Origin of the sequence: Aeribacillus sp. FSL K6-1121, from assembly GCF_038003725.1 — a bacterium.
Lineage (GTDB): Bacteria > Bacillota > Bacilli > Bacillales > Aeribacillaceae > Aeribacillus > Aeribacillus composti.
Genome location: NZ_JBBOPS010000001.1, coordinates 1052618 through 1077082 on the forward strand (window position 1 = coordinate 1052618; position 24465 = coordinate 1077082).

Genomic DNA, 24465 nt, shown 5'->3' on the forward strand with positions numbered 1-24465 from the left:
AAACTCTTTATTGCAACTAAATACTAGAAATTGAAAATGGAAGTTTAGAAATTCCTAAACTTCCATTTAATATAATATTTTTTAAAAGGTGGGAGATGAAAACATGCGGAGGAACATTGTCAAAGAAAAACTCTTTATTAATGGCAAATGGATAGAAACAGATACTACACATAAGATATATAATAAATACACAGGAGAACTTTTTTCTGAAGTTTGTGTAGCAGATGAGAGATTAGTAGATCAAGCTGTTGAAGCCGCAGTGTACGCTCATAAAAATACATTATTTTTACCAGAGCACCGATATACAGTGTTAATGCGTACAGCTGAGCTTTTACTTGAGAGTAGTGAAGAATTTGCAAAGATTATTGCACAGGAAGGTGGCAAACCGATTACAGACGCAAAAGTTGAAGTCAATCGGTCAATATCCACATTAAAGATAGCGGCAGATGAAACAAAAAAGCTCGTTGGAGAAATTATTCCTAATTATAATGTTCCAGGCCGTTTCATGTATACAGTGAAAAAACCTGTTGGAGTAGTAGCGGCTATTACGCCATTTAACTTTCCGTTAAATCTTGTCGTGCATAAAGTTGCTCCTGCACTCGCAGCTGGAAACCCAGTGATTATTAAACCGGCATCTGATACTGCTACAACTGCAATTAAACTATGTAAACTGTTAGAAAAAGCAGGGGTACCGAATGGTTACGTGCAATGCGTTGTTGGAAGCGGTAGTACAGTTGGTGAACAGCTTCTTCGCGATGAGAGGATTGCCCACTATACGTTTACAGGTTCACCGGCTGTTGGTAAGCATATTCGAAAAACGATTGGCTTAAGAAAAGCTACATTAGAACTTGGTTCAAACTCTGCTACTATTGTTCATAGCGATGCCAATGTTGGAAAAGCAGCAATGAGACTTGCCAAAATGTCATTTTCTCATGCTGGACAGATTTGTATTTCAGTTCAGCGCATTTTTGTCCAAGAATCGATTCAAGAAAAGTTTCTTGAGAAGTTTTTAAAAGAAGTTTCTCTTTTAAAAGTAGGAGATCCGTTAGATCCTGATACAGTCGTTGGGCCAATGATTAATGAAAGCGAAGCGAAGCGTATTGAGCAGTGGGTGAGAGAGGCAAAAGAAGGTGGAGCTGAAATTTTAATCGGTGGCACAAGAGAAGGGAATATTTTTCATCCAACTGTTATTACTAATGTAAGAAAAGGAATGAAAGTATTGGATGAAGAAGTATTTGCGCCAGTTGTTACAGTGTCAGCATATAGAACAATCGAAGAAGCTATTGAACTTGTTAATGATTCGAAATACGGGTTACAAGCTGGCATTTACACATCTGATTTGAATTTGTCCTATAAAATTCCTTACTTACTAGAGGTGGGGGGTGTAATTATTAATGATACCTGCTGTTACCGGGTAGACCAAATGCCTTACGGTGGTGTAAAAGAAAGTGGAAATGGTAAAGAAGGACCGTCATATGCAATTCAGGATCTTGTGGAAACAGTAACAGTTGTTGTAAATCTAGAAGACTAATTGTATGTAAAATTTTTGTGTAAAAAATCCCATCTCACCAAATGGATTGATGGAAAATGCATTTTAAATCCATTTGGTGAGATATTTAGCGATAACATTGCAGGTTTGATAAAATTAAATTATAAGAAAGAGTTCTATTTTTGTAGAGTAGAATCTGACTTTCGTCATCAGCTCTTAAACGATTTACGCGTCGCTCTCCTAAAGTAGTCATGGTCGACGCTATCGCTTTATGAAGCGGTCTCTTGATATTAGGTCAATAAAGTAGACACAAAAATTTATAAATTTTTTTTTCGCAGCTACCGCGCTATCGCTTGGTGACCTTTTAAAAATAATTACGACGTTGTCCTAATTATTTTTAAAGGTAAATTTTCGGGTCTAACTATTCTATTAATATGCTCATTAAGCTTCTTTTTTCCGTACATACGTTCGTATTCAGATGGCGAAAAACACTCTGTTGCGGAGTGAATACGTTTATTGTTGTAAAATATTTCTACATACTCAAATATGCTCTTTTTTGCTTCTTCCCTTGTTTTATAACGAGTCTGATAGATTAGTTTTTTTTATTATCCCATGAAATGATTCAATACAAGCGTTGTCATAACAATTTCCTTTTCGGCTCATGCTACATTTCATTCCGTATTCCATTAGCTTAGCTTGAAAGTCATTTGAAGCATATTGACTCCCTCAATCAGAATGATGGAGGATAGAACCCTGTGTGTTGACGCTGATAGGCTTGCTTTAAAGCACTCAACACTAGCTCCTTTTTCATGGAAAAGTCTATATGCCAGCCGACTATTTTTCTTGAATACAAACATAATACTAGCTAGATAAAGAATATTACTATAATAAACTGTGTCTACTTTTTAGTCTAACATCAATGAAGAAGCTGAACATTTAAGACATGCCGAAGAAAACAAAAAAATCTACGCTTGAAGAAAAGAAACGATTGAACGAGTGTTTGCGGATATGAAAGAGAAGAATGTTCTGCGTTGGACAGTTTATCGAGGTCTAGAAAAAGTTTCAATGCAGGAGATGCTTGTTTGTGTTGCCGTGAATTTGAAAAAACTAGCTACATGGCTATGGAGGGCAACTCCAGGCTCTTCATTCACATTTAGGCTCTTAATCAAAATAGGGTTCAGACTCAGCGTCTGAACCCTATTTTGTCTACAGTCTGCGACATGAATTTCATGTCCTAGGTCATCGCGAAAGATTACGATGCGATGACGTTTCTTCGAACGGCATTGTGGTGTTCCTAATTAGCATATGACGTCTCGAATCATGATGATGGCTGTTTTCTAAACGTCTCAAACTGCGACATTGATGCAGTTCCATTTTCTTTGATGCGAATCACAAAATCTTGTCCGTTTTCAGCAAATGGTCGATGCGTTCGATTTTGAAATACGCACGGTCTTCAACAAGAATATGTCGTTTGTGCGCTAATGTTTTTCCGACAGGAGCATCATGACGAAGGGACGATCGTTTCCACCGTTTCGAGCGGCATTTCCAGTTCAGGGGAATCAGTGACATGACGCTTGACACCAGAGCACTCCCTGTGATATATGGCCCAAGGAAGGCGAGATTTTCCTATCGTTATGGTGGTCGAATTCATCACTAGCAATAGACGTGGAAACTGGAGAGCACGACATGTTTTTCGATAGCATTTGGATACAATGAGATTGAAGAGTCGTTTTATGATGTCATAGCAAACATCACTGACTTTTTTCGAAAAGGTAGAGGAAACTTACGGCAATACATAAGTCGCTGCTACAGCGGATCCATGGTTGAAATCCTTCCCATTCGTTCATAGAAGCAGTCACAAAGTAGTGAATCAGCGTACGAACATCAGAGACTCGGGCAGTATATTTATAGCCGAACACTTCGATTTCGATGTGGTTTGCAATTCCTCTTCTGAAACAATTTTTTACAATAGATTCGGAAGTGTGGTATTTATTTTCATGAATAGCACCTCTTTCCTTGGTGATACTTATATTCTAGAGGAAAGGTGCTCTTTTTTGTATCTGTCACTGGATTTTATTGGTTAATCAACACGCCTGAAATATAAGAGCTATGTGCTTGACTTCAATTTTACTGTAGATTTTCGCTCTACAAGCGTTGGAAGAAGAGTAATGCGCCTCTTTTCTTTTATTTCTCCTTCGATCATTGAAACCATTAAATCCATTACTTCTTTTCCCATGCTTTGAATTGGTTGAGCAATGGTTGTTAATGTCGGTTCAACGATTGTTGCAATAATAGTATTGTCAAATCCGACAACAGAAAGTTGCTCTGGTACGTTCATTCCCATTTCTTTCGCTGCTTGGATTACTCCCGCCGCCAATAAATCATTACAAGCAAAAATAGCTGTTGGAGGTTTGCTACCACTTAAATATTTATGAGTCATAAATTTACTTGCTTCTAAAAGATTATTGGTTTTTTGAATAAATTCGAAGTCAGGTGTGAACTCCAAATTATTTTCCTCCAATGCCTGTTTAAAACCACGGAGCCGTTCTCTGTTACTCCATACATCAAGAGCGATGATACCGATATTTTTATGACCTAGCTTAATTAAGTGTGAAGCCGCGAGGTATCCTCCCATGAAATCATCAATTGCTACCGTATTGATAGAAAACATCGGAAAATCACGAGCAACACTCGCTACAGGAATATCTTCTTGCATAAGTTCTTCCACTTTATCTAAATTTTCAAATCCGGAAGCTAAGATAAAGCCGTCTATACCTTTTTGTTTCAGAAGACTAAGGTATTTATTCTCCTTATCAATTTGATAATCCGTGCTACATATGACGAGGTTATAACCAAGTTCGTGTCCCCGATCTTCAATACTTCTTGCTAACTCTGAAAAAAATGGATTCGCTAAATCGGGAATAAGTAGTCCGATTGTCTTTGTTTGCTTTCCCATCAGAGCTGATGCCATCATATTCGGATGATAGTTAAGTCTTTCCATCACTTCACGGACTTTTCTTCTTGTCTTTTCACTAATCCGTCCGTTATTATTAATCACCTTAGATACGGTTGCGATTGAAACATTCGCTTCTCTTGCCACGTCATAAATGGTCACTTTCAACCTTATTTCTCTCCCCTATTTTTCAGGATATTGTTTGAACGATACAAGAAATAGGAACTACTTCACTTATGGAAATAGTTTCCTCTAGATTTTTGAGTTAAATTTCGATAAAGGAGGATCCATTGTATAATGATTGATAGCTTCTTTGCAAATAACTCGCCATTTCAAATGAATTTCCTTTTACGATGACTTTTCACTACCGTCTGTTGAAACATTAGAGCGAAATGAAGAATCTACAAAGATTGATTCTTTCGGTCTGATGATTTCATAACGATTATAAAGGGAAGATCTATTTGAAGCAAATACTTCCCCTGTTCGATATTCATCGTCAATTAAGATACAAATAGGTGAGGTATCAGCTGTATATTCAGGATGAATTTTCCCGCTCATAGACACTTTTACTAGTTTCATGCCTATTAATTGAGTAAGTGTATGAATGCCCCGTAACACCCTACATCCCACATGGCACCACCGAACTCTTGGTGTAGCCGAATATTATTCGGATCATTAAGTAACCATGAAAAATGCACCTTAATATGATGGTGATTACCAATAAAATCAGATTCGAACAATTCTTTAACCCTTTTATATTGACTATGAAATTGATACATAAACGCTTCCATCAAAAATAACGTTATTAGCTTCAGAAGCTCTTTTAATTTCAATCATTTTCTCTTCAGTTAAGGCAGCTAGCTTTTCAAGTAGTACATGCTTTCCTGCTTCCATTGCTTTTACTGTCCATTTTTTATGCAATGAATTAGGAGGTGGAATATATACTGTATCAATTGTTGAGTCGTTTAAAAGATCATCATTATTTTTCATAAATTTTAGGTGTGTTAAAGCGCTTAGCTCTTTTTTACTCCTTGAAGCCACTGCTGATACAAATGCACGATCTAACACTGCAGTGTAGGAATTATTTCTGTAAAGACAATATTTGCAACACTTAGTATACCCCAATTTATCCTTTTCATAAATATCTCCAAATTATAAATTCAATTTGTAATTTTGTGATTAAGCGCTTACTTGTTTTTATTATACCTTAACTCAACTTTCGCAGCTCAATTTTGGTAAATAAGCCTTGATATAATTAGGCAAAACTGCAATCCATTTACGTAATTGACTTTCGATTAATTTTTTAATCTGTTGATTTACATTTTGAAGTGCATCTTCAAGAATTTCAATGAGTAGTAAAGTGCCAAGGCCCAATCTAGTTCATCGATTTCATCACAAAGTTCATAAAAAATGCCGCCTAATGTTCGATAATCTGTACTTACTCGGTTTTGCCAAGACAAAGACAAAACAATGTACCTTGTAAACACAATAGTGGTATGGCTGATCATGGAATCATAAGATCTTCCTTGGAACTCTTTTTGGAGTTTCAATAATGATTTGACTGTTCTGAAGAATACTTCAATATCCCAACGTATGCATAAATACGAATGAATTCTTGATCCGATAAAGTACAGTCTGTACTCAAAATAGCTAGCCACTGTCTCTTTTTATTACGATTACGGACAAATACCACTTTAACAGGAACGCCATTTACCATCGTTGTGTGAATAGAGCGCAAAATACCCTTTTGATGTTGTGATGGTTTAGCTGTTTGGTATAGTTTTTTTAGGCTACCCATTCACCGTTCACTTGATATCTTTGTTTTGTATCCTTCACCATTCCAATAACATCCAACCCTTGATCCACAATTTTGCTTCGAACATGATTTGATTGTAGTGTGAACAATTTTGCTGAGGTAGTCAAAGTCTGTCAAAAAAGCGTCTATCCGAATGGATGGGCGTTTATTTATTTGCTGAAAGGTAAGATATCTACCGACTTATTTGAAATTAAAATAATTGTTTAAATGAGAATTTCCTTTAACTCAAAAATAGGCTAAATTAATTTGAAGGGCTTAAATTAGAAAATTTGTTCCCTTTTCATTTCAACACATGCATTCCAACTCAGGCATGTGTTTTTTTATTTCGAAAAAATTTGATAATATAAATAAAGAAAAATTTGGATTTGTGATGGGAAAGATGCTAGAGAAACTACTAATTGAACTTGCAAAACAGGTAGATTGTATTTACACATTAAGCTCTAATGAACAAATTTGGATAACAAAAATAGATTCGAATGGGTTGTATTGTATGTCGAGACAGAAAAATCGAGAGAGAAGTTTGAAAATGGAGGACTGGATCAGCCTTGGGAATATATTTCCTTTGACTTTATAAGAACAGGCTGGAATGAATTTATAGAGCTACGGACGGCCAATTCAAATGATTTTCTAAAAACAAAAGAAAAATCTTCTTTTTTGATGGCCTTTTTTCATCAGCTTCCATTTGTCACGAAAACAGTCAAGGAGAATGCAGTTGCCATTCAATTAAAAGAATTTACTACCGAAGATTTACCAACTGAACAATTTCATAAGGTGATTTCTTTTTTAGAAGAAGTAATAAACGGGGTATATGATCCTAAAAGATTAAGTGAACAAACCAATAAAAATTTATATCGAATTAAATCAAGAGGGAGACAAGATTTAAGACTTTTACGTTTCCTGAATGATGAAAATGAATCGCTTTTTTATGAATATATCAATGCAAAAAATAAAGTTGAAGTGATAAAGAAACAAATTATAAAACATCCTTACAGTCAAATCGTATTGGAAGTTCTAAAACTATTAAGTGATGTTGATAAAAACGAGAAAAAATCAATGCTTTTTGAGTTAGGAAAGTTAATTGTTCGTAATTCTCGTGGAGAAAATCTTATGGTTGATTCAGTAGCTAAGGAGCGAACGATCAATTTGTTAAATTGGTTAAATGCCGTAGGATTGGTAGATGATGAATGGAGCTTGATTCAACAAAATCCTGAAAACAAATTATTAAATTTTAATGAATTTAAACAAAATATTTTTCACAGCTTTTTTATTAAGCTACGAAAGTATCGTGCCAATCAACTGAAAGAGCTATTAAATGGAAAAAACAAAATTTCCTTACAACAATTTAACGAGGAAGTTTGGAATATCGGTTATGCAGTCTTAAATGACTCGAAAGTTAACGTATTTAACTTAATACATAACAAGGATTTTGATACGTTAAAGAAATTAAACGAACAATTAGAAAAAAAGGAATTAATATATAGTGGGAATTCTATCTGGAGCACAGCAACTAGAGTTTTTGGTGCTCAATTAAAATTGACCGATCAAGAAAAAGAACAGTTAATCAATAACGCTGTTGAAATATTAAATAGAACCGATCTAACTCCTTTGGAGAAGGTTAAAAATTTGGTAGATATAAAGGGATTTGGTGAAAATATTGCAACAGGTCTCGTCATGGTATTTCATCCAGATGAATTTGCCATCTATAATTCTCAATCTATTAAAGCCTTGAAAAAGCTAGGATTTTCACCAGACACATTAGAAGCTTTCCAAAAAGATATCGCTCATTTGAAGGAAACCTTACATGCAGCTGATTTTATTGAATTGGATTGGTATTTATATTGGATAAATCAAAATGAGGAGAGAAAAAGTTTGAAATATTGGTGGGTTAACCAAGGTCAAACACATAAAGAGGAAAAAGAAGGCGGCTATTTGTGGGCGCCAAAACAAACAAAAAGTGGGACCATTTTTGCACATCATCGAAATCTCGTTTATGCAAAAGTAGGGGATCTTGTATTTGCATATTCGGTAGGAGAAATTAAAGCAGTTGGAATTGTTGAAAGAGAAGCAGAAGAGCTTCCAAAGCCTAAGGAAATATCCTCTGGAAATTGGGAAGAAGAAGGAAATCTTGTTCGATTAACATATTATGATTTAATCTCACCTATTAAAAAAGAAGAGATTCCAGAAGAGTGGCGTTTGAATGAAACCGGACCATTTGATCGGAACGGAAATGTTAAACAAGGCTACTTTTTTGAAGTATCAGAAGAATTTGTAGGAAAACTTTTAGGAAAATTTAAAAATCATTTCCCAAAAGAACTCATAGAGATAATCAACATTCCTATTCAAGAGGAAGAAAAAGCATTAACATCCGAACAAATCACTCACCACATCCATTCCTATATTTCTAGTAAAGGCTTTTACTACACTAAAGAAGAAGTGATCAATCTATTTTTATCATTAAAAACAAAGCCGTTTGTCATTCTTTCGGGGATTTCAGGCACTGGGAAAACGAAAATTGTTCAATGGTTAGCAGAAAGTGTGGGAGCCACCGAAAAAAATGGAAGATTTACGTTAATCCCTGTTCGACCCGATTGGAACGATGGGTCAGATTTGTTAGGGTATGAAGACATTAAAGGAGAGTTTCGACCAGGTCCGCTTACGAAAGTAGTGCTCGAGGCGGAACAAAATCCAGAATATCCATATTTTGTTTTGTTAGATGAAATGAATTTAGCGCGTGTCGAGTATTACTTTAGCGATGTTTTAAGTGTAATGGAAAGTAGAAGGTGGGAGAATGGAAAAATTGTGTCCTCGAACCTTCTTTCCAAAGAGGTAGCGAGAAGAGAGGTCACCTTTCCATCAAACGTTTATATCATCGGGACGGTTAATATGGACGAAACTACTCATCCATTTAGTAAAAAGGTGTTAGATCGGGCAAATACGATTGAGTTTAATCGTGTGGACTTGTCACATCTTGAATTTTTAAAAGGGCTCGAGGAAGTTCATCCAATTACATTAAAGGATCAAGCTTTTTCAGCGAAATATTTGCATCTAAAAGATGTTTATCAGGAGTATCCACATATCGTTGAGCAAGCAACGAATGAGCTTGTACAAGTGAATCAGTACTTGCAGCCACTTGGGGCTCATGTTGGTTACCGTGTGCGGGACGAAATTTGTTTTTACCTTGCCTATGCTGAAGAAGGAAATTTGATGACATATAAAAATGCGTTTGATCACTGTCTTCTTCAAAAAGTCTTACCAAGAATTTCTGGAAGTGATACGAGGGTACAACGGGCATTGGAACAGCTGTATATGTTTTGTACAGGTGTTGAATTACATGAGAATTACGAAGATCTAGCCAATTTTTCCTATGCCAAATATCCGAAAAGTGCAGACAAAATTTTAGAAATGTTAAGGAGGTTAACGGACGATGGCTTTACGTCCTTCTGGATTAGCTCATGAGGATGTAGAGCTAGTCCATATTGAAACTGAACTATTAACACTCGTTATGAAAGGGAAGCCTTATCATGAGCGGTATCAAGGCCTGAAGCAATATCGAAACATGGATATCCATGAACAAATGGAATTTTCGGTCGATGGGGAAGGCATTCAAGAAGTAAAAGTATTTGATGTAGATCAACAAACATTAGTCGACTGGTCGTATCATCGGCCAATCTTTTTTGAAAACGGAATTTACCAAGTCATCGTCTCTCCGAAAGTCGATACAGAATTGTCTTTTTATCATGAACATCCTTCTTTAAGAAGAGCGGTAGACAAAGTAAAGGTCGGAAAATCTTATGTGTTAATGGGGAATCTCCAGTTTCAAAATGAAGTGGGGCTATCAACCTTTGAGATTAGAGATGAAAACAAAACTGTGTTAGAGGTCACAATTGAAATTTTTCCAACGAAATTAAATTACAAAGATGATTATCTCAAACTATTACAAGAAGTAAACGATGAAATTTATAATCTCGCCTTCCACTTTATCAAAAAAACGTATCAGCGGGCCAAAGTAAAACTGGAGGGAACCCCATCTAGAAGTGAATTTTTTCGCTTAATGGACGTTCATTTTCACTCTTTTATCCAAGCGATCAAACGAATCGAACAGCAGCCTCACCACCAGCTTGTAAAAACTCATGTCAAGGCGAGAGGGGATCAATTAGGACGTCTCGATCAAAAAGGAAGACATTATTTGCGAAAACGTTCGCAGCTTTTTCGAGATGTGCCCAATGGTATTGCGATCCATGACCGTCTCGTCATGCCTGTTTCCGGATTAAAAGTCAAAAAAGATCTCACATTTGATACGTTGGAAAACCGTTTCGTCAAATGGATGATGAACCGATTAATCGATAAATTAGCGGATTTACTAGAAAAAATACATTCAAAAAACAAGCGCTATGAGGTTGAGCCTGATCAGGATCTAATCGAAAAGCTTTCAAACATGAAAAGAGAGTTAGAAAAGAAAGTAAACAGTTATTTTTGGAAAACGATCGGGATACTCGATCGCTCTGTCATGAGCCTTGTATTGCAAATGGCTCCTGGCTATCGCGATGCCTTTCAAATTTATTTATTAGTGACAAGAGGTCTTGCGCTGCATGGAAAACTGTATCAAATGTCCGTTAAAGATGTCGCGACCCTTTACGAGTATTGGACGTTTTTGAAATTAGGGCAAATCTTAGATAAAAAATACAAGTTAGTGAGTCAGGATATTATTCGTGTCAATCGAAACGGTTTATTTGTCAATCTGAAGAAAAATGCTACAGCTACACGAATATATAAACATCCGTACACAGGTGAAAAAATTATTTTAACGTATCAAAAATACGAAGGGAAATTACCAACCATCCCGCAAATCCCGGATACAATGCTATTGATTGAAAAGAAGGGAAAGGATTACACATACAATTATATATTTGATGCAAAATACCGTATCGATTTTGCGATGGTAGGGAGCAGCTATCATCGAAACTATCAGCTTCCAGGACCAATAGAAGAAGATATAAATACGATGCACCGTTATCGAGATTCACTAGTTGTCCGCCACCAAGGACCATACGAACGAACCGCTTTTGGCGCTTACGTTTTATTTCCTTGGTGGGATGAAGACAGCTATCAAGAACACAAGCTTTATAAAAGCATCAATGAAGTCAATATCGGCGGCTTGCCGTTTTTACCAAATGCCACACGCTTAGTAGAACAACTGATCGAACGACTAATTGAAAAAAATCCTGAAGAATTACAAAAGGAAGGAATCCTCCCAAGAGGAACGATCGAGGAATGGCAATCTTCTCTTGAGGAAAAGGTCCTTGTCGGTATGGTCCCAAGAGAAGAAAACTATCGGGCGCATCTTCAGCATCGATTTTACCACATCCCTGTCAAACGTCTTAATAAAGGCTGGCAAGAAGCTAAATATGTTGCCCTTTATCCGAAAAAAGGAGCTGCAACGACAAACGGTGTGACGTGCTACGGAAAAATAACCGACGTCCAATTTGTGAAAAGATATGAAATCATCGAATTACCGAAAAACAGTGCAGAAGAATATGTCAAATTCGAAATCGAAAGCTGGCATTTTCTCAAAGAAATTATTAAACCTGTTGGCTATGGAATTTCTGTCTACACGATGACAACCTTAAATACCTTAAAAGATGCGAAAGAATTGCCAGAGCTTTTCATGAAATCGAAAGAAGAAGTCACATTATGGCGCATGTTGCGCAGACTATCCAATCGCATTCGCTTCGACCTTGACGCCCGTTATCTCGACAAAGCATTGAAAATCGAAGCGTATCGTATCAAAGATATCGTGCTAAATCTTGACTATGATCAAAATATCTTGGCTATCGCGAAAGAGAATGTAAGAAAAATCGTGAAGCTTGAGGAACTGCGTAAACAGCCATCGAAAGTGTTTAAGGAAATTTGGAAGATGATGGGGGAGGGCTAGTTTTTTTGGAGGAAACTAGGTCCTTTTAATGATTCCTTTGTTGTCTTTGAAAAAGTCGCTTTTTTGAGAACTCTCATCTTTCATTCCTTTTTTAAGTGCTTATTCAATAGGAGGGAGCTTTTATGGAGGATTCCTGTTAGAATACTTTTTGGAAAGACTCGGATAAAAAACTCTCGATATGAATCAGAATGAATCAGAGTGGTACAATCGGTGAATTGCTCTTAATTTGGGTATCAAAGAGGACTATACATTTTACATTTCTTAAAAAAGAACATTAATTTAAGTCGCTGATTAAAAGCTGGTTGTTGGGATGGATATTGAGAAAAAGGCATTATGCCTGACTTGTGGATGAACGAGGAAGGAAGGCTAAAAAGTCGTTTTCCCTTTCTCAATCTAAAGAAAGATTTAAACGATTTTATCAGTACACTGAGATAGTGGCGAACAGTGACAGGACTGTTCACCAATTACCAAGATTACGTACGAACCAATTTTGTTTGTTCTAATTTACATTCATTAATGTACTAATAGATGATGTTCATTTCAGCATATAGTCCCAATGGTGTAATAACACTTATGCCGGACTCATACTCATTAATTTTCCATGTTGGAATATCTTCAAAGTGATGATAAATTTCATCAATATATTCTGAATAAACATCTACATGAAATATATTTTCAACTACAGATTTTTCAATTCCAATTTTGACTTCTAGCCCATATAATGAATTTTTACTATTATCTTGATCAGAATAATCAAATTTAAATATCATTTTTGTTAATTTGTATTCTTTTTGGTCAATAAATACACTTGAAAGAGATTCGATTTCTTCCCTAGTTCTCTTTTCAAATTTACCTTCTAGTCTCTTATTAAGTGCAATCGCATTGGCAATTTTAGGAAAGCCAAGCAAATGAAAATAAGTAGCTAAGTTTCCTATTAAAATAGTTTTTATTAAATCTTCGTTTTCGACTTGTCCTAAATCTATTTCAAATTCAGGATCTTCGATTCTTAACAACGCTTCTTCTGGATTTCTGTATTGTGGAACAAAAAGTCCTACAACAAGCCTTTGATCAATAAGACTACAAGGATCATTTACATTATTCTTTTGTTTTCGGCCAGTCTCAAATTGCCTTCTCATAGAGTCTATACTAGATTGTGTTCCTTTACACTCGAATATATGGAATCTCCCGCTTCTATCGACTCCAATAAAATCAGGTGATTTTCTTGGTCCAGTTTTCCCTCCTGCTGAACCTAATGAAAAGTAAGGAGAATGACTTACTAAGTAATTAGTTGGGATTATTTCAATTAGGTTTAAAGCTTCTGTTAGAACACATGATGAAAAGCCAACTCCCCAATCATCACTCAATATAGTTTTCTGGTGTGAATCAATTTCCTCCCATTCAGGTTTCAATCTTAGCTCTGTAGTAGTAGATATGGCCGGAAAATATCTTAACCACGCCCAAATATCTCCTAGAGTGAAGCCATAACTCAAAGGAGGACGTGTTCGAATTGCAATATGAATCATTACTAAAAGTATATTAATGTCTTTTTTTCCAGATAGTTTAGCTAAACTTATGGGTGGACTTTTCCCATTCATAGTCCATGTTGTAGAAACAACATCAATATTAATTTTTTTCCTAATCATTTTGTCACCTCTATATCATCTGTTTCTCGATTTCTTTGATTTTTTTCTAGCTTGTATATGAAAATTGCCGGTTATAATGGCAATGATACCACCTAATACAGCTGTTCCGGCAGCCATACCACCTTCAGTTGCTATAGTTGCTCCAACTCCAAACCATGTCAATGTTGCATTTGTTGCAGCATTACCAGATATAGATGCGATGGTTGTTCCTATAGAAGCTGTTCCAAAGGTAGAAACTAATATCCAAGCCCCAAGTGCAGAGATAACACTAGCTGAAATCCCCTAAATAGCATTCATTGCAATTCCTCCAGCAACTAATGCTATCGTTAATTTTATCAAATTTGATTTGTTCGACTTCGTTACCAAATATTCTATATAAAAACATCTTTATCTTTTGATTGTATATTTATAGAGATTTTGATGAGTTGCTTCAAAGATTTGAGAGATTCTGCTTTTTCACCAATCAGGTGTTTTAGTTTAATCATTGACTTCTACTCTTTTTTCTCCATTTTTCATAAAGTAATTCATATTCGTATTTTAAATCTTCAAATTCTTCTATTTTCCGTTCAATTCGACTAGCAGCACCAAAATATCACCAAATTTTTCACGAAACTCACACTAACCACCTTCAAAAAATGGATGTTTTGGTCATATTATACAATATATTGTGATTTTTGGACTATAATTTTTTGATTGATGGAATAATTTTTTGGTAAAATGAGTAGCAATGTAATAAGGGGCTCGTTTCGTATAGTCAGAAGAAATCAAAGTCGAAATCAGAAGTATAAGCCAACTTCAAATTAGTTCGAAAATTTATGAATCCATTGGTATATTTAGGACCAAAGAAAAACGTTACTAGTTTTGAATTGAGCTCACAACAGAAGCCTTTTGTGCTATTGTTGTTTGATTACATGATTCAATAGCATTTTTTACCAAAAAATGCGTAGTGTTAACTGAGCGGATAAACGACTTTTAAAAGGATATGAATCCAACAGTATTGGCTATTAGGGGGGAGAAGAAGATATGGAACTGTCCTTCGATGAAGCTATAATTTGTTTCGATACATTGTTAAACTGACAAATACTTAGACTACGTATCGAAAATAAAAGCGTATCGAATCAAAGACATCGTGCTGAATCTCGACTACGATCAAAATATCTTGGCTATCGCGAAAGAGAATGTAAGAAAAATCGTGAAGCTTGAGGAACTGCGTAAACAGCAATCGAAGGTCTTTAAGGAAATTTGGAAGATGATGGGGGAGGGTTAGTTTTTTTGGAGGAGGCCAGGTCCTTTTAATGATTCCTTTGCTGTCTTTGAAAAAGGCACTTTTCTTACTTGTGGAACAAAAAGTCCTGCAACAGGTCTTTGATCAATTAAACTACTAAGATCATTTACATCTTCTTCAAAAAATAATGGAAATTTGTCGTCGACCTCCAATCGTGCAAAAATCCTAGGGGATCGACGACTCTTTCAAATCTTCGTTGAACCTTGACAAATCAAAGGATTGATTAAATGTAACACCTTCGCTAAAATGAAAATAACCAATAAACCATTTAAAACCAAATACTTATCTAACAACAATTTGTGGGGTTTTTATCTTAACTACGAGGAATTGAAACATGAATGGATCATTGTTCAAAAAAAGCCCGGTTGGCGTTTTTATCTTAACTACGAGGAATTGAAACGAGCTCAAAACTTTTTTCTTCGGAATCCATGAGTGAGAGTTTTTATCTTAACTACGAGGAATTGAAACTCCAGGGAAAGTCTGTTTTTGCGTTCAGACGTTGAACGTTTTTATCTTAACTAGAAGGAATTAAAACTAATAGTTTGGTAGTATGACAGCCCCGTCACCCGTAGTTTTTATCTTAACTAAAAGGAATTGAAACACCCCCGAATCTTCGGGATCTCTGTCCCACCGAGCCGCCGTTTTTATCTTAACTATTAGAAATTGAAAACCTCTTAGATTGGCGTTCCCTGTTTCAGCTAGGTGCGTTTTTATCTTAACGATGAAGAAAAATTTTAAACCAAAAAGCACGGCCTATGCGGTCGTGCTTAATCAATTTTTATGGTCAAGGAAACGGATGTAGCGCTGAAACATCCATGAGCCAGCGATGCTGATGCCTTTGTTGAAACATTTGTAATGACTGCTCCTTATTTATGTGCGATGAAACAGCTTGCACGTCTCTGTATTTTTTGCTTGCAAACGATAGAAAGAAATGAAGAAGCCCATTCTTCATTCCGATCACGGTGGCGTTATCTGATGAAGCGGTATCAACAAGTTTTATAAGAACAAGGGTTCACCCAAGAAGAAGGTTATTAACTTTCTGGTTAATATATTGTCTACATGAGCGTTTACTAGGCGCTCATTTTATTTACTGATAAGCGATCAGATCAGGAAATTCATTTTATTTCCAAAATTAATTGTGTGCATACCACAAAAAATACTAAAATAGAAAAAAATAGGTTCTGTTCAATAAACGTGCTTGATTCTTCCTCTAATCGCTTAATTTCTCTACTTTTCAAGGTTGTTGACATTCTAATCTGATTCGTAAGGTAAACTTCTCTTGATTTGGACAACCGAAACTACGGCGTTTTATGGTCTTGATCAAGTTATTGGTTCCTTCGATTTTGGCATTAGTTATTCGATATTTGAAATAGTTCAGAATTTCTGTTTTCCATTGGAGGAGGGTTTTTGCTATTCGCCTTGTGGCAGGTGCACCATCCCATAAATAGTAATCTATCCATGCTTGTAAACTCTGCTCTCCTTCTTGATATGTATGACTTTGATAAACTCGACGTATAGCTTGGAGAGCTTGATACTGCTGGTATAGATTCGTATCTTCATCTAACCATTTAGATAGCTTGTCTTTTTCTTGGGGATTTAACAGCTTAGGATCTGTCATTAATATTCGGCGTTGATAACGAATTTCGAGGTGTTTGGTCGCATATTTTGAACTCAATTTTCTGGCGCGTTCTAAGGCAGCTGTGAAAAGTTGAATAACGTGAAATTTGTCGGCGACAATATCTACATGAGGCCACACTTCTTGTATGGTTTTCGCCATTCCAGGAGCTAAATCGGTGACAGCTACTTCTGGTGCAATGAATGGATACCGTTTCAACGCCTCCTGAATCTGTGCACGACTCCTTCCTTCTGAAACTTGCCATATATGGCCCGTCTCTGCATCTTGGATGGCTAGACTATATTTGTGTCCCTTTTTGAGTGAAAATTCATCAATGCAAACTTTTGTAGGAGAGGAATGCTTCTCAGGCTTAGCCACAAGTCTCTCTGCTTCTTGGTAAAACCAATGAGTAATGGTTGATGGGGAAATCCCTGTTTTCTTAGAGACAGATTGAAACGTATTCCCCTTGCATTCTTGAATAACCATCTCTTTAAAACGATTTGTCACTTTTCCTCTTTGTGGAATTCCAGGCCACTCCACACTCCATGAAATCCCACAATCATCACAGCGTTGACGGTAAACAGGTACCCGAACATAGATAAGACCATGGGTCGGAATAAACAAATGTTTTAGAACTCTCTCTTTTGGACGAGCATGATTGACACTTTTTTGAAAGCATAAAGGACAAATAAAAGATTGTTGTCTAGGAATTATGTATTTGATAATTTAAAATTGAGCCACTTTTGAAGGGTTCGATCACATAAAAAATGAGCCACCTGATTTCCAATTTTCATTACCTCCCTTATGATTGAAAGTGCCTAAACTTTTCATCAGAGGGAGAGAAAAAGGATGATCAAGATGGCTCAATTTCATCATATCAAATTCTTGCATGAGGTAGAAGGGCTATCCCAACGACAAATTGCTCAAAAATTAGGGATTTCAAGAAATACCGTAAGCAAATATCTAAAACAGAATGAGGCTCCAACCACCATTCATCGGCAGAAAAACTATCATGGAAAGGAGTATTCCGATGAAACGAAGCGAGTCTTGCCCATTATTGATCAATGGCTCGAAGACGATCTAAAACGTTGGGGAAAACAACGTCATACCGCTGCCAGAATTTATCGAAGATTGGTCGATGAGTACGATTTCAAAGGATCTGAGTCCAACATCCGTAAGGTTGTAGCCAAACGTAAGAAGAAGCTACAGGAAGTCTTTATTCCCCTTGACTTTCAACTCGGCCACCAATTCCAATTCGACTGGGGAGAGGCGGATATTATTCTACAGGGTCGAACACAACGAATTTACCTCTTTTGTATGCAACTTTCGGCAAGTCGAATGCGATTTGTACGAGCATACCTGCATGAGAAACAGGAGGCTTTCTTAGATGGCTTTGTCCATGCGTTTGAATTCTTTGGAGGAGTACCTACCGAAGGGGTATTTGATAATTTAAAAACAGCCGTAGTAAAAATACTCCAAGGGAGAGATCGTCTCGAACAGGATGCTTTTCTAGCCTTACAATCCCACTATTTGTTTAAGGCAGAGTTTTGTAATATTCGTTCCGGGAATGAAAAAGGACGAGTGGAAGGGACGGTCGGATACGTAAGAAGAAACGTCTTCGTTCCGCTTCCGGACGTACAATCGCTGGAGGAATTAAACGCTTATCTATTGGACTGGTGTTTGAGAGAGGCGGAAGAAAAAACCGTTCCGTTCACTAAAGAAACGGTTGCGCAAATGTGGGCGAAAGAAAAGGAGTATCTACACCCACTCCCTGAAAAGAAGTTTGAAGCTTGCCGATTAGTCTCTTGTCAGGTGAATAAGACCTCTTTAATTACAGTGGAGACCAATCAGTATTCTGTCCCTTGTAGTTATGTAGGTCAAGCTGTATGGGCAAAAATATTTGTCGATCATGTGATCGTTGTGGCTCAAAATCAAGTGATCGCTGAACATCCTCGTTCTTACGAACGGAACCAGATGATCACCAATCTAGATCATTATCTGGAGGCATTATTAAAAAAACCGCGAGCGATTCGGGATGCCCATGCATTTCAATCATCTGACCTTCCGGATGTATTTAGGCGTTTTCACCGAAAAATGAGGGAACAAGAAGGAGCCGCGGGCGACCGTAAATTTATCCGACTCCTTCTCCTTCATCGAGAGATCGGGATGGAAAAATTGACACAAGCATTACGAGAAGCTGAACAAGCGCAGGTCTATCGGTATGAAGTCGTCCATGAAATCATTCAAAGACTGACGAATAACTACTTGCAGGTCCAAGATCTATCTAAGGAGAAAACGCCTGTAAATCTACTAGACTATAAAATTCAAAAGGCAAACGTAGCTCAATACGGACAATTAACGGGAGGTCAGATGAAATGACAACAGAAATCCTTTTAGACCATATCACGAAGCAATTGAGAATGCCTACAATTGCGAAACAATATCGCTCTCTCGCAAGAGAGGCAGAAGAAAGAAATCTACGGTATGAAGAATACTTATTGGCACTATTAGAAGCAGAAGTGCAGGCAAGAGAGGAAAATCAAAGACAGCGAAGGCTCAAACAAGCTGCCTTTCCCATCCACAAAACTTTAGACACCTATGATTTTACTTTCATGCCGAGCTTAAATCGAAATCGATTTCTCACACTCGCAAAAGGTGAGTTTGTAGAGAGAAAAGAGAATATTATTTTTCTAGGGAATAGTGGCACAGGGAAAACCCATTTGGCCATTGGGCTTGGAATCGCCATGATCCAAAATGGCTACAAAACCAAATTCATTACTGCTTCCGAGTTAGTGGAAGAGTTGCTTATTGCTAAAGAAGAGCACAAACTTGGTGCGTTTGAGAAGAAGTGGCTCAAATATGATGTGATCATCGTAGATGAACTGGGATATATCCCCTTTTCCAAAACAGGAGCAGAGCTATTATTTCAGTTCTTTTCCAATCGCTATGAACGTGCAAGTGTCATCATTACAACAAATCTTGAATTTGTAGAATGGACGAACATTTTTGGGGATGAAAAGATGACAGCAGCGTTGCTTGATCGGCTCACTCACCGTTCGCACATTCTTCTTCTAAACGGAGAATCTTATCGATTCCGTCAAAGTATGAAACAGAGGGAAAATGGGGAGTGGTAGCCAGGTGCGCGAAGCGTTTGGATGAGTTGCCCCTAGGGGCAACTCATCCAAACACCCACCTTCTCCCATTTATGGGAACTCTGATTCTAAAAGTGGCTCACTTTTGAAGTGATCGCTCTGGCTCAATTTATTATTGACAAAAACAAATTAATTGAATCTCCCAAACTCCATTCATTTTATAGATCTCTCCTAATTCAAAACTTGGTAAATGCACTAAATCTGTAGTAAACTGTTTATACAAGCAGAATCTCTCCTTCTATTGTTTTGGGTGTGGTTACTTTAAACAATAGAGGAAGATTCTGCTTTTTTCAATGTCAAGCACGGTTAATTAAAGAGAGCCAAAAAATAATCATTACAAACAAATAATGTAAAAAATACTCCAAATTACCTATAAATGTGATAAAATGATAATTAAGGTAAAAAGTGTATAATATTCAATTATTTAGGTGAAAAATGCTTGCTTTATCTTTTGCTATATTACTATGTTTTATTTTTATGTTTTCACCATCTGATGATGCTTATCGAGCCACCAAAACTGTAAATCGCCGCCCTGTTCTTTTCTAACCAAAGCGTTAATCCCGATAACAATGTAACAGCGAAAGCCGATTTGCCTTATTTGTCTGACTGGAAAGGTTGCGGAAAATATAAAGCATTAAGTTCTACTACTAGAACCGGGTTTAAGAAGTTAACTCATCAAGTTTCGTTTTATACAGTTGGAGGAAGTGTTTCTTTTAGCGGAGCCGGAGCAAGTGGTAGTGGATCTAGTCCTGGTTATTCAAGAAGCACAACTACAAAATCTTATAGCAGCTCTGGAAATGTTTGTGGAAGCGGTTTAACAATATATCTTGGCATGTACACTACTACTATAGTTGATTATAGTAATAGAACATACACAGCTACTGCAAAAATCTAATATTTAGAGCAGAATATCTACACTTTTTACCTCATTTCCAGTATAAAGGCTAATAGGTTAGGAGATATGTTTATATGAAACAAAATATCTATTTGCTTATAGTATGTTTTTTCCTGCTTACAGCTTGCAGTGAACCTTATTTTAAAAATCGGCCTATTCATAGTAATAATTTTATTAATACAATCAATTCTTATATGAAAGAAAGTAATGATGGAAGTGTTTTTGAAGTAACCAGTCAGTCTGAGGAAATATCTGATTTGAAAAATAATAGCTCGATATTATATCTTGGCAAAATAAATGATAAATTACAGCCTAGTGAATGTAAGCAAGAACAAAATAATTTTTATTGTAGGATTTTATTATCAATGTTAAAAAAAGATAGTTTATTCTCAATAGAAGAAATTAATAAGGTTCGTTCATTTTTTGATTTATATTTTCTTTATAATATGATGGAATATATTGGTGATTCAGAGGGGTTAGAAAAAATAAAAAAAGTATTTATGAAGCTAGAGAATCCAGGCAAGGCTGATCAAGTGGAGTATTATTATTTTCTAATATTGGATTATAAGATAAATAACACGGTTGCAGATATGAAAGATAAAATTGAAAATAACATTTCAAGTTTTACTGAACAAGACCTTTTAGACTTAGACTATAATAAACCAATTCTTCTTCATGCCTCTATTATTTTAAGCAATCTATATGATCTTGAAGTAAATTTGGACCATTTAAAAGACATATATGAAAAGAAAGAAAACCAAATAACAATATTATTCAGAGATGAAATTACTTATTGGGTTCATTTAATGATCGCAAAAGAACTAGAGCAACACTTTGAGAACAAAAAGTTTATGACTAATATATTATCAGAAACAAGACCTTTTCATACGTACTTTTATTCATTGGAGAGTATAAGAAATCTATATTTAATGTCGAATGTATTTGCTAGTAAAGAAATTTCTGATGTCGATAAATATTTAAATGTACTAAGCCATCGCATAGATAGTTTTAGTCAGGAATTGAAAAACAATAGAGATCAAAGTTATTACCAATATTCATATTATTTAAACTATGCAGAAGAAGTGATTGGAAAATCCTCTCGTAATCAAGAAGCTGCTGAAAATACAAACTGCCGAGACATAAAATTATTTAATGAAATGTATTACTGTTATAAGGCAACTGGTGAGATGGCTACTTCTGAAGCTGTTGCTATAGAAGAGTCAGATGACTTACTTACAAAGGTACTAAAGTACGATATCATTGACCCTACTCCCAAAGATATCGAAGAAATGAAAAAATTATATCCTGAAGTTTTAAATAATGAAAGTAAAGACTTCTATATTATATTAAATATTTATACTAGTCTAGTTCAAAAGCATAACCTTGATATAGATAAGGAATTAATTAGAAAAAAGGTAGAGCAGTATGAATGTTATTTAGGATATTGTGAACCAAGAGGTAACTATGTTTTTGAGCTAAGTGTGTATTTGAATAATATCCTTAATATATTAGAGGGTGATGAATTTGCACAAAAATTCCGTTGACAACTATGAGGATATTCATGTTAGTGTTAAAAACATTAACTTTCAATACGGCGAAAAAATAATCTTGAGAAATCTCTCTCTAGAGATAAATGAACCTGGTTTATATGCTATTTATGGAAAAAGCGGGTGTGGGAAAACCACTTTTATCAATATTTTATCTTTAATACAAAAACCTCACTCAGGAAGCATTAATTTATTTCATAAACAAATTAATTTTAAGGATGTTGAATTAGTTGATGACTTGCGGAAAAAAATAGCGTATTTCTTCCAAGATTTAAATTTAATAGAGACTTTAACAATTAGAGAAAACCTTCAAATTATCTCACTTATAAACAGCCAGCCTTTAGATAACGAAAAACTAAATAAATACAGCAGGCAAATACAAATGGAAAACAAGTTAGATATTCCAGTAAATAATCTCTCTGGTGGTGAAAGACAACGAGCAGCTTTTTTAAAAGTATTGGTATTTGAATATCCGCTTATTTTATTGGATGAGCCAACGAATAATTTAGATGAAGAGAACATTCAAATCATAATGGATATTTTATCTAGTATAAAAAAAGATAGGGTCATTATAGTAGTAACCCATTCAAAATTTGTTGTGGAAAATTCAGACAAATCATTTGATTTTATTCAATTAAATAAAGGATTGAAAGAACTATGTTAAAACATGATTCGGTTTTTTATTATATAAAGCAAAAATATTTAAAAAGTTTAAGAAAGCTTGCGATACTAAACTTTTTATTATTAATATTGATTATATTTTCGATCTTTACAGTATTTATTTCTGCTGAGAACATCCATAATAATATATTAAATCACTAGCATTGCACTAATTAAATCTGATGATTCAAAATACTAAGAATGTTCAATTTTTTATTGATTTCGAAACAAAAAAATCCTTTACAATGGAAGTACAGGTGGTTCCTGTCCAAATCCAATCGTAAAGGATAACCATTATGGACAAGAATACACTAATTTCATCATTTGGTAAATGGGTTTCACCCATAAATATTCAAAAACTTAGCGAACAAGTCAAAGAATTGAAACAGGACTATTACACAAAAAAGCTGACAACAGAAGCCTATATTAAACTTTTATTGGTAGCCCAGCTGCTCGAATTTACGAGCTTAGAGGAAATGAGTGATGCACTTGTAGACGAAGATCTTCAAAAAGCACTCGGATTTGAATCGATAAGTGCCTCTCAGCTATCCCGAAAAAACAATCAGATCAACCCACTAATTCTTGCAAATTTGTTCTTGGATCTTGTTTGGAAAATTCAACGGCACCATTATCAAAACGGAAAGAATATGCCACTGAAAATCATTGATTCAAGTACACTCCCGTTGAATTTGACCCATTATAAATGGGCAAAATTCCGTAAAACAAAAGCTGGTGTAAAGCTACACTTACGGCTCGTTTTCATGGATAAAGACACCGTCTATCCTGAAAAAGCAGTGATTACGACAGCAAAAGAACATGACCGAAATCAACTCGAAGTCCTAGTGGATGATCAAGAAGCCATGTATGTGTTTGACCGCGGTTATGTGGACTATGAACGTTTTGATCGGATGACAGATGATGGCTATTTCTTCGTTTCAAGACTGAAGAAAAACGCAGTCATTCGTGAAGTCTATACATTTTCACTTCCTGATGATTGTCACGTTCTATCCGATAAAATGGTCTACATTGGTACCACACAAAATCGTACTGAAAATGTCTTTCGTCTACTAGAAGTTACGGACACAAAAGGGAACTTACTTCGTTTCATCACCAACCGATTTGATTTAAAACCAGAAGAGATAAGTGATATTTACCGATCTCGCTGGGCTATTGAGCTCTTTTTCAAATGGCTCAAGCAACACGTGGAAATTAAGCACTTTTATGGGATGAGTGAAACAGCTATTCAAAATCAAATTTTCTTAGCCCTTATCACGTATTGCTTACATGTTCTCATTCAATTGGAGATGAAAAGTAAGAAATCTCTACTTCGAATTACTCGTTGGTTAAAGAGAGCTCTGTGGAAACCAGCTTATGTTTGGTTGCGAAAATTTGATGGGCGAGCCAGTCCATAATCTCCCTTTTGTCGTTGTCCCTCTGGTTTAACTGTATATATTTACCAAATGGGCAGTGCCACCTTT

Annotated in this window: 16 protein-coding genes and 3 pseudogenes; 10 read left to right on the plus strand and 9 right to left on the minus strand. The window is 35.8% G+C overall.

What is annotated here, in order from left to right:
- Nucleotides 1-103: 103 nt before the first annotated feature.
- Nucleotides 104-1531, plus strand: coding sequence for an aldehyde dehydrogenase family protein (locus NSQ61_RS05345; protein WP_144598094.1), 1428 nt, complete (start codon nucleotides 104-106; stop codon nucleotides 1529-1531).
- Nucleotides 1532-1863: 332 nt separating this feature from the next.
- Here the strand turns inward: NSQ61_RS05345 and NSQ61_RS20215 are convergent.
- Nucleotides 1864-2364 (minus strand): annotated as a pseudogene (locus NSQ61_RS20215) (IS3 family transposase); the annotation flags it as partial.
- A gap of 46 nt (nucleotides 2365-2410) precedes the next feature.
- Here NSQ61_RS20215 and NSQ61_RS05350 point away from each other — a divergent pair.
- Nucleotides 2411-2683 (plus strand): annotated as a pseudogene (locus NSQ61_RS05350) (transposase); the annotation flags it as partial.
- A gap of 195 nt (nucleotides 2684-2878) precedes the next feature.
- Here NSQ61_RS05350 and NSQ61_RS05355 read toward each other — a convergent pair.
- The 5 genes and pseudogenes from NSQ61_RS05355 to NSQ61_RS05375 all read right to left on the minus strand — a co-directional run.
- Entirely contained in the window at nucleotides 2879-3070 is a 192-nt protein-coding gene (locus NSQ61_RS05355; RefSeq protein WP_144598096.1) for a hypothetical protein, read from the minus strand.
- Nucleotides 3071-3596: 526 nt separating this feature from the next.
- A complete protein-coding gene (locus tag NSQ61_RS05360) occupies nucleotides 3597-4610 on the minus strand; it encodes a LacI family DNA-binding transcriptional regulator (RefSeq protein ID WP_144598097.1) in 1014 nt (337 codons plus the stop codon).
- A 180-nt stretch (nucleotides 4611-4790) separates the two neighbouring features.
- Nucleotides 4791-5072, minus strand: coding sequence for a hypothetical protein (locus NSQ61_RS05365; RefSeq protein ID WP_144598098.1), 282 nt, complete (start codon nucleotides 5070-5072; stop codon nucleotides 4791-4793).
- 132 nt (nucleotides 5073-5204) lie between these two features.
- The gene (locus NSQ61_RS05370; protein ID WP_340806212.1) at nucleotides 5205-5567 is read right to left on the minus strand and encodes a Gfo/Idh/MocA family protein; all 363 of its coding nucleotides are present in this window, start codon (nucleotides 5565-5567) and stop codon (nucleotides 5205-5207) included.
- 87 nt (nucleotides 5568-5654) lie between these two features.
- Nucleotides 5655-6311: pseudogene (locus tag NSQ61_RS05375) on the minus strand (IS4 family transposase); the annotation flags it as partial.
- Between the two features lie 433 nt (nucleotides 6312-6744).
- On the opposite strand from NSQ61_RS05375, the gene NSQ61_RS05380 reads away from it, so the two are divergent.
- Together NSQ61_RS05380 and NSQ61_RS05385 are read left to right on the plus strand one after the other, a co-directional pair.
- Nucleotides 6745-9714 carry an McrB family protein gene (locus NSQ61_RS05380; RefSeq protein WP_340806213.1) on the plus strand — a complete coding sequence of 990 codons (2970 nt, stop codon included), beginning with the start codon at nucleotides 6745-6747 and terminating at the stop codon, nucleotides 9712-9714.
- The gene (locus tag NSQ61_RS05385; RefSeq protein WP_340806215.1) at nucleotides 9683-12190 is read left to right on the plus strand and encodes a restriction endonuclease-like protein; all 2508 of its coding nucleotides are present in this window, start codon (nucleotides 9683-9685) and stop codon (nucleotides 12188-12190) included. Before NSQ61_RS05380 ends, NSQ61_RS05385 begins: the two co-directional genes overlap by 32 nt.
- 521 nt (nucleotides 12191-12711) lie before the next feature.
- On the opposite strand, the gene NSQ61_RS05390 is transcribed toward NSQ61_RS05385, so the two are convergent.
- Nucleotides 12712-13833, minus strand: a complete 1122-nt coding sequence (locus NSQ61_RS05390; RefSeq protein ID WP_340806217.1) for a hypothetical protein — start codon at nucleotides 13831-13833, stop codon at nucleotides 12712-12714.
- 76 nt (nucleotides 13834-13909) lie between these two features.
- Here NSQ61_RS05390 and NSQ61_RS05395 point away from each other — a divergent pair, with 76 nt between their 5' ends.
- Nucleotides 13910-14119, plus strand: a complete 210-nt coding sequence (locus NSQ61_RS05395; protein WP_340806219.1) for a hypothetical protein — start codon at nucleotides 13910-13912, stop codon at nucleotides 14117-14119.
- A gap of 977 nt (nucleotides 14120-15096) precedes the next feature.
- On the opposite strand, the gene NSQ61_RS05400 is transcribed toward NSQ61_RS05395, so the two are convergent.
- Complete coding sequence (locus NSQ61_RS05400) at nucleotides 15097-15270, minus strand: hypothetical protein (RefSeq protein ID WP_340806221.1); 174 nt, start codon at nucleotides 15268-15270, stop codon at nucleotides 15097-15099.
- 1082 nt (nucleotides 15271-16352) lie between these two features.
- Nucleotides 16353-17459, minus strand: a complete 1107-nt coding sequence (locus tag NSQ61_RS05405; protein ID WP_340808056.1) for an ISL3 family transposase — start codon at nucleotides 17457-17459, stop codon at nucleotides 16353-16355.
- Nucleotides 17460-17582: 123 nt separating this feature from the next.
- On the opposite strand from NSQ61_RS05405, the gene istA reads away from it, so the two are divergent.
- From istA to NSQ61_RS05430, 5 genes are all read left to right on the plus strand, one after another.
- A complete protein-coding gene (gene istA, locus NSQ61_RS05410; RefSeq protein ID WP_066251714.1) occupies nucleotides 17583-19112 on the plus strand; it encodes an IS21 family transposase in 1530 nt (509 codons plus the stop codon).
- Nucleotides 19109-19867 carry an IS21-like element helper ATPase IstB gene (istB, locus tag NSQ61_RS05415; RefSeq protein WP_066251710.1) on the plus strand — a complete coding sequence of 253 codons (759 nt, stop codon included), beginning with the start codon at nucleotides 19109-19111 and terminating at the stop codon, nucleotides 19865-19867. Before istA ends, istB begins: the two co-directional genes overlap by 4 nt.
- Nucleotides 19868-20854: 987 nt before the next feature.
- Entirely contained in the window at nucleotides 20855-22324 is a 1470-nt protein-coding gene (locus NSQ61_RS05420; RefSeq protein WP_066247521.1) for a hypothetical protein, read from the plus strand.
- The gene (locus NSQ61_RS05425; protein WP_340806225.1) at nucleotides 22305-22991 is read left to right on the plus strand and encodes an ABC transporter ATP-binding protein; all 687 of its coding nucleotides are present in this window, start codon (nucleotides 22305-22307) and stop codon (nucleotides 22989-22991) included. Before NSQ61_RS05420 ends, NSQ61_RS05425 begins: the two co-directional genes overlap by 20 nt.
- Nucleotides 22992-23283: 292 nt before the next feature.
- Nucleotides 23284-24399, plus strand: a complete 1116-nt coding sequence (locus NSQ61_RS05430; RefSeq protein WP_340806227.1) for an IS4 family transposase — start codon at nucleotides 23284-23286, stop codon at nucleotides 24397-24399.
- Nucleotides 24400-24465: the final 66 nt, after the last annotated feature.